This is a genomic window from Marinobacter sp. ELB17, from assembly GCF_000169375.1.
GTDB lineage: Bacteria > Pseudomonadota > Gammaproteobacteria > Pseudomonadales > Oleiphilaceae > Marinobacter.
The window spans coordinates 22,778-29,797 of record NZ_AAXY01000035.1; the positions used below are offsets into that span (position 1 = coordinate 22,778).

Genomic DNA, 7,020 nt, shown 5'->3' on the forward strand with positions numbered 1-7,020 from the left:
CTGGCGGTTGCCAGCGATGTGTCTACGGTTATTATAATAGGCCAATGGCCTATTATAGTCAACTATTACTTTACGGTGATGGGCCAGTTCCGGCGTCGTCTTCTGAGAACCGTTGGCATATTCCTGACAGCACACGATTGTCCGTTTCAGGAACGCCGTATTGACCGAAATAGTGGTGGGCCTCATCAGCGATGGACAGTACCTGATCTACGATCCTGTTCGCCTGCTGATCACTCAGGCCAAAAGCACTTGAGCGCGACAGGAGGTTGGAGATTGTAGACGATCGACCGTTCACGCCAATGCCTATGGCATGCTGGGCAATCTGATTTGGGTGGGGAAGGAGATCGAATGCCGGCGCCAAAGACCATCCCTGATCGGGCTTGAATAAGAAGCCGTGATTCTTGAGGTGGTCATCCGTATTGCCGATCGCTACGTTGAAGGCCATCCGGGTAAACAGTTCAGTCAGATCCTGTTTCGGCTGGCTGCTCAGCTTGCGGATAACGGTGGCTAGCCCTTGGTAGCTATAGTCCTTGGCAAAATCCGATTCCTGAATCTTGCGTGTCGCCAGTGCAGATTGCCCGCTGAGGTAATGGGCGCTGGGTTGTCCACTCTCGCGATCGAATCGGGAAACAAGTAACACGGGGCGCTTGCCCGACATGTGTACCTGGAAATTTGGAACATCCAATCCCAGTTGCTTGGCCATAGCCAGCGATGCGGCCTCTGCTCCGATCTGATCAAAGGTGTCGTCATGTCGCGACAATTTTGCCAGCCATTCTGTGTCTTCATGCTGGATGATCGTTTTGGGTCTGGCGCCACCGAAGCTGGAGCCGTACTCAATCAGGTGGATCAACTCAGGGTCATCCACTGGGCGAGAGGCTTGTATGTCGTCCATCGCAGTCAGAACCCGATCCAGATCGCTCAGCTTGGGCGGCGTATTGCTGGGCTGAACTTTCGAGCGAGACGCTGAAAACGCAAGTGCGCCCACGCCTCGGCCCCGGGCCGACAGCAACCATTCTATTTCGTTGGCCGGCGCCTGTTTGTGGGTGGCCAGGATAACGCGCTGGCCCCAGTTGTCAGGAAGAGAGTCTGCAAGCACACCAAACAGACGATTGGACTGAAAGGTTTGGGTGTCCAGAGGGATGTGAAGAGGGTCTAGCGCATAGGCTATTGGGTTAGCGAGCCAGGACTTGGCATAGGCAAACGAGAAAATCCCTTCGTCCTTTACTATGACGCCAACGGGTACCGGGTCACCGAGCAGTGTCGAGAATACATACGCCTTAGAAATTGGTGTCCAGGTCATCGCTGCTCCGTTTGCGAATGCGTTTTGGGGTTTGTCGTTTCTCCATCGCGATGCCCACCTCATCCTCTGATGGGCTGGCTACCTTCAGCAAGGTGTCTTCGAGGTTGAGTGCGACCAGAATGTTGGCCAGCGTATCGATTCCGACCGATTCGCCTTTTTCCAGCCTACGCACGGTCACGACGCCAACGCCTGCTCGGTCAGCTAGGAGGGACTGTGATAGCTTGCGGCGTTGCCGTGCCAGCTTTATGTGCTCACCTACGCTCTGCAGGGCATCTTGTGCTGCGCTGGTTAGAAGCCGATTGTTTGAGGGAGTCATATCCTGTATCCGATCATATTTGGTTGATTATACCTTTTAAGCGATCGAATAAGATTGTTTTGTCCACGCCATACCGTCTGCGTTACGTGTGCGCGTATCTTTAATGCCCGCTGCGAGGCTAGCTTATCTCGGTGCTGTCAGGGTCAGGCAAGTAGGCGTCACGCGGGTGCATTGAGCATTCATCCAGTGCCCACTCCACGCCATGCTCCTGAACATGAAGCATGCCACGCTCATTCGCGTCGTCGGACGAGTCGGCCATGATGTTGACGATTGTGGAGACGGTGGCCGTGGTGGTCACGGTGACCTGATAAATGCCGGTGGCGTCTGTTTCGTTGGTCAGGGTAGTAGGTGTGCTCATGGGGAAATCCTCGTTTTGGCAGCTGCCTGGTAGCTGGCGGGTGCCAGCGATTCAATACCCGTATATTAGGCCAATGGCCTAAATTATACAAGCCATTTTCAATCTTTAAAATGCTTATTCTTCTGGAAAACATTCGTTGAGCAGTTTTGTGAACGCAAACCCTGCAACTCCAATTCCAGGAAATGCCCATATCCAAGCATCCAGCATATTGGTATCTACGTGAGCGCTAAATCCGGCTAGGGCCAGTATTATGCCGATTAATGCAACTATTACCACTGGGGTCACCTATCGTTTGGTTTGTGAATGCTACATGCGGCACTCCGGTTGGAATAATACTCGGGTCTCTGAAACGTCCCGATCACTAAGATGCCGGCAACGGGGTCGTACTCTAGGCAATCTATCACGTTGAATGAGTGTCGGAATACGGTGTCTATTTTCAAGAGCCTCATAGCAGCTTGAGCGATGGTGTTCTCCTTTGCTGTTTACGCGAGATTGAGAAATTCGCGGTCCCATTCAAAATCGTTATGCTCCTGAAACCGTGTGGCACCGGCCCGTAAGTATTCCCACATGCACTCGATCATCAACCAACGGCGACCTTCACGCTGGGCGGCGTCACCGGTGGTCAGGCTGCCGGCGAACGGATCAATCACCAGATCGCCAGGCTCAGTCAGAAAGCGGATTAGAAAGGTTGCTAAACTTAAAGGGAAGGGTGCTCCATGCGGCGCAATTCCAAGTTCTCTGGCTGCTTTCTTGTAGCGAGACTGTGCGGGGCAGTTATGGGGGAACGTGAGGATGTTCCGCGGTATTTTGCCGGCAGTAGGTTTCCCGTAAGCGCCTTTTCTGGTCCGGTACGCGTTATCGCTGGCGGTTCTCGCGCTGGCGGTACCGCCAGCTTCGATCAGCTTCAAATGTCGCTCTGAGTGTGGCTGCAGTACGCGGCGGTTGTCGGACTTCACCAGTGCCGGGTTATTGGTGAACCAGTACACCGGCTCCCAGGCTACATTTAACTGGTTACGCTTTTTGCTGGCCCAGGCAATCGGCCCGGGTGGTTTGCAGGGGTTGTGCCAAATCAGCTCATCCATCTTCCAAAGTTTCAATTCATCTGCCAGCGCAATGACTAGTCGCTCCCGATAGAGCGAGCGGGCCGGGATGCCGGGTTCAAAAATGTCATTGGACAGGTTGAGGCAGATAGAGCCACCGGGCTCTAGGTGTTTCGCAATAGGGCGCAGGCTTTCCACTACAAAATCGATGTACTGATTAAGGTTAGGGTTGCCATAAGCACGCGCAGTTTGCAGTGGATAAGGTGGCGACGTTAATACGAGCGTGATGGGGGCATTCAGGGCGTTGAGTACATCATCATTCAGCGACCATAGCGCAACGCCAAGTTCTGTCGAAAACGCGACCATGGTTGAGCGAGGCTGGATTTTCTTCAGGGTGACCTTACCGGTTTTTGTCAGCGTCCATCGGCCACGGCCTGCCTGCTGAATCAAGCCGCTGTGCTTTAGGGTTTGCTGATGCCACCGAATCTGACGCTTGATAACGCTGCGCTGCTCGCCGGCTTGGCCTATGGCTGTGGTGTTGTTGAGTTCGTGTTCTGCTAGGCCCGCGGAACGCGCAACCGCGGTGTATAGTTGCTTATTACTGATGACGTCCGAGGCTTCTCCAAAGGCTTTCTGCACGTGTTCAAATAATGATAACTGCATGTGGATTCCCTAGTTGGCGACTGCCTTTCTTGCTGGCGATTGCCAGCGATATCAGCATTAAATAATAGGCTTTTGGCCTATTTATAGCAATGACTAACGAACACGCAAGACTATTTTTTGAAAATATTATAATCGTATGATCTATCGTACATTTTAATTTATAATCACTTTTAAGATATCGATCGTCTAAAACACAAAAGAGAGACTTTTATGAAATTGATTGCTAAAGCAAAGCAAGGATTGGTCATCGCAGTGCTCGGCGTAGTGCTGACCGGTTGCGCTTCAAACGGTGGCCAGGATTCAGGTCTAATCGGTGCAGCCCAAAGTGTAGGCGGCGCGGTGAATGGTGTTGCTTCCGGGATTGGCTCAGCTATGGGTGGCCTGTTTCAGTCTTACCGTAATGGTGTTCAGGTGACTGAGGCTCAGCTGGCGCAAGTTGAAGTGGGTATGAGATCTGCACAGGTTGAGCAAATTATTGGCAATCCGCCTGAAATCGACAATTCAAACGGTGGCGAGATTTGGTCTTATCCTTTTTCGGAAATAACTCACTTCAGTGGGAATATTAATGAAACCACAATCGTTCGTTTTGATACTTCCGGCAGAGTGGTAAAGGCCTATAAAACCAATTCCCGCTCAAGCGCGACCGGCAATGCTCTGGTCGATGCCGCGAATGGGGTTAATTGAGGTTTCCAGGTCATAGGCGGGGTTGAAGCGAAGAAACAGCCTTAGTGTGGAGCGAAGCATCACACACTAAGCCTGGTTCTAATGGGTCTTGTTAGTTTTTGCGTTGCTCGCTTTGCATGATTGTTATGCACAGAGGAATTATTTGGTTCAGGTTTTTGCTTGCAATCAATATATCGTTCTCAACTGTATTCCATAAGTTAGCGCTGTTACTGACTCCGGGAAGGTCAGACAAACTCGGTATCAGTTACTTGTGTTCTCGCCCCTAGCAAGTAGGCTGTATTGGCAATGGACTGAACTTCGGCGGTTGTACAGTTTTTTAAGACGTTGAAATTGATCATACGGAACTCCTTGTAATTGCTTGAAGGTGTATCGATATTTCTACACTTATCTAATCTGCTCTACAACCAACCTATTGAACTGACAACCAGCTGCTATAGAGGCTTTAATAGCCTTATCTTTGGTGATTGCTTCCATAGCAGCAACCACCATTGAAATTGGGCCGAGCTCTCGGGTCATCGGGGATACGGTACCGGTGTAAAAGCTACCTTCAAACTCAACCACAACGCCACGTGCGTGGGTGTAGAGTTTGGCGCCGTCTCGAAACTCGTGTTCCAGGTGTGCGTTAACCGGCAGAGACACCGGCTCATCAACGTTAAAGTCTACGTGCTCTACGATGCGAGGCTGGCAGCGCAGGCGAGATTCTGACGCGGAGCATGCCAAGATATAGAGCTTTGCAAGCTCATCCTGATTGTCTGCTACTCGATACGTTGCCGAGTGCGCCTTATCACCGTCTACATCGGTATAGGTTTCTTCGTGTTTCCGAACGTACACCACTCCAGCTTCAATGAGGCTATTGGGCATAGGGCCACCAATTGCTGCTTTATGCTCCCGATGAATTTCCGATACCGGCATTTCCCGCTCAGGATCATTGTCTGTGTAAAACCGCTGTACGTCCGCGGCTTCGTTATAGTCGGCACTGCTGGACTGCTGCTCCCGCATATCCGCGAGTGCTTGCTGAATGTCGTCTGGGTTATACATGGCCTGGGCTCCTTTTATTCGGACGTTACCAACTACTGCGAACAGATGCTTTTGGCTGGTGATGGTTCGTTCTCTGTGTTCGCGCCCATCTTTGCGTAATAGTAACAGCGGTGTAGGTTCGGGCGGGCATTCTGCCCTTAAGCTTGTTATGCCGGTCGGGCTGTGCCCTTCCAGCATGGGCCGGGCCGGGTCGGCTCGCGCCTTCCCAGGCCTAACATCTACTCCTGACCGTGGTCAGAGTAGTGGTGCCAGCTTCACAACGACGTACAGGAAGCTGACGGCGGTCCCTGCCAGGAAGCCGATGCCAAGCGAAAAGTAATGAAAGTGGCCGTACTTAATCCACGTTCCCCGGGTGTCTTTGGTTTTTTCGGAAGTCATGCTGGTTCCTCGATGCAGTTAATTAGGCCTTCTTTTACTAGGACGCCTTTCAGGTTTGCGGCCAGGTATGGATCTGGCTGGGTGGTCATCCATGTGCCGTCGCAGCTTTTGTGCACCTGGCGCTGGGAGCCTGAATGGGTATTGAAAATCTGCCCCATTTCACCCGCCGCGATCAACGCCCTTGCCCGGAACTTGTGGGCTTTGACCGCAGTAACGGAGAGGCCCGCTTTGCAGCTATAAAAGAGAGCATTCTTCATGGTCATCAGATTCTTCCTTGTTTGTTCGCGCTAGTGCAGTGCGTAGTGAGCTTGCTCGACGCTCTGGGAGGGTGGCATAACCGCGTGCACCGGTGCGTTCATGAGTGATTCAGCCATGGCCCTAAGTATGGCGCAGTCTTTGTCTGATAAGCGTGTGCTGGCGGTCAGGCTCGCTAGAAATTCCCGATCTGCGGTTGGCGCAACCTTTTCGGTTTTGCCAGTGAGCAGCCAATCGACTGTGCAGCCCAAAAACGAAGCAATGGGCTCCAGTTGGGGCTTGGGTATGCCTTGCTTGCGCCAGTAGTAAAGGCGCTGGTCAGTGATATCTAAAATGGTGCCCATGTCAGCCCATCCCAGCCCGATGCGGGTTAACCGTTCCTGGACCCGGACGGCCTCGGGGGAGGCGGTTTTAGGGTTGATGCGTTTCATGGTGTGATGCTCCTTTTAGCGCCTGGTTGTAGATCTCCCCAGGCGCCTGATGCTTGGGGTTTACCCGGCTAAGCGGGCATTGGTGGATGCTCGTTCGCGACAGTTTTCACAAAACACAAGCCAGTTCATGTTTCGATGGTTGGTCACTCTGCCGCCGTGCACAATGACTCGGCGCTTTCCTGTGTAACCAATAGACCGGGCGTATTCAGTGACATCCTCGCCAGCACGCGCCTGAAACTCCGCAGGCAACTGGATGGCGTTGTCGTTTGATGGCATAAGTGGCAGTCTGCCGGCGCGCTGATAAATCTTGTCGAAGATTGCTTTCCGGGTTTCGCTGGCCAGCATTGCCTCAGGTAACCCGATGCTCCAGCTTACGTCCGGGCGGCGTGGAGCAATTGTCAAAACGCCGAATTCATAGGCTGATGATTTTTTGTAGAACAAGAACATTTTCACGGTTGGCTGTGCGCTTTGACGAGTTAGCCAGGCGTCGATTGCCGGATTAATGATGACGTCCGACAGGTAGATTGAAACGTTGAATCTTTTGGTGCGAGCCATAA

Annotated in this window: 10 protein-coding genes; 1 reads left to right on the plus strand and 9 read right to left on the minus strand. The window is 52.3% G+C overall.

The features are described from left to right. Positions 1-70: 70 nt before the first annotated feature. From MELB17_RS20920 to MELB17_RS20935, 4 genes are all read right to left on the minus strand, one after another. The gene (locus tag MELB17_RS20920; protein WP_007352348.1) at positions 71-1,300 is read right to left on the minus strand and encodes a type II toxin-antitoxin system HipA family toxin; all 1,230 of its coding nucleotides are present in this window, start codon (positions 1,298-1,300) and stop codon (positions 71-73) included. After that, positions 1,278-1,616: a helix-turn-helix domain-containing protein gene (locus MELB17_RS20925; RefSeq protein WP_007352349.1), complete on the minus strand. Its 339-nt coding sequence runs from the start codon at positions 1,614-1,616 to the stop codon at positions 1,278-1,280. The genes MELB17_RS20920 and MELB17_RS20925 overlap by 23 nt, the downstream gene beginning before the upstream one ends. Positions 1,617-1,734: 118 nt before the next feature. After that, positions 1,735-1,974 (minus strand): hypothetical protein, encoded by a 240-nt coding sequence (locus MELB17_RS20930; protein WP_007352350.1) that lies wholly within the window; start codon positions 1,972-1,974, stop codon positions 1,735-1,737. A gap of 482 nt (positions 1,975-2,456) precedes the next feature. Then, on the minus strand, positions 2,457-3,677 hold the full coding sequence (locus MELB17_RS20935) for a site-specific DNA-methyltransferase (RefSeq protein ID WP_007352351.1): 1,221 nt from the start codon (positions 3,675-3,677) through the stop codon (positions 2,457-2,459). Between the two features lie 210 nt (positions 3,678-3,887). On the opposite strand from MELB17_RS20935, the gene bamE reads away from it, so the two are divergent. Beyond that, positions 3,888-4,361, plus strand: a complete 474-nt coding sequence (gene bamE / locus MELB17_RS20940; protein ID WP_007352352.1) for an outer membrane protein assembly factor BamE — start codon at positions 3,888-3,890, stop codon at positions 4,359-4,361. A gap of 384 nt (positions 4,362-4,745) precedes the next feature. Here the strand turns inward: bamE and MELB17_RS20945 are convergent, their stop codons facing one another. The 5 genes from MELB17_RS20945 to MELB17_RS20960 all read right to left on the minus strand — a co-directional run. After that, positions 4,746-5,399, minus strand: coding sequence for a hypothetical protein (locus MELB17_RS20945; protein WP_036185841.1), 654 nt, complete (start codon positions 5,397-5,399; stop codon positions 4,746-4,748). Positions 5,400-5,633: 234 nt separating this feature from the next. Then, the gene (locus MELB17_RS24770; RefSeq protein WP_007352354.1) at positions 5,634-5,777 is read right to left on the minus strand and encodes a hypothetical protein; all 144 of its coding nucleotides are present in this window, start codon (positions 5,775-5,777) and stop codon (positions 5,634-5,636) included. Next, on the minus strand, positions 5,774-6,040 hold the full coding sequence (locus MELB17_RS20950) for a hypothetical protein (RefSeq protein ID WP_007352355.1): 267 nt from the start codon (positions 6,038-6,040) through the stop codon (positions 5,774-5,776). The genes MELB17_RS24770 and MELB17_RS20950 overlap by 4 nt, the downstream gene beginning before the upstream one ends. A gap of 24 nt (positions 6,041-6,064) precedes the next feature. Next, positions 6,065-6,463, minus strand: a complete 399-nt coding sequence (locus MELB17_RS20955) for a hypothetical protein (RefSeq protein ID WP_007352356.1) — start codon at positions 6,461-6,463, stop codon at positions 6,065-6,067. A gap of 60 nt (positions 6,464-6,523) precedes the next feature. Further along, a partial coding sequence (locus MELB17_RS20960; RefSeq protein WP_007352357.1) for a hypothetical protein occupies positions 6,524-7,020 on the minus strand: 497 nt, incomplete at its 5' end.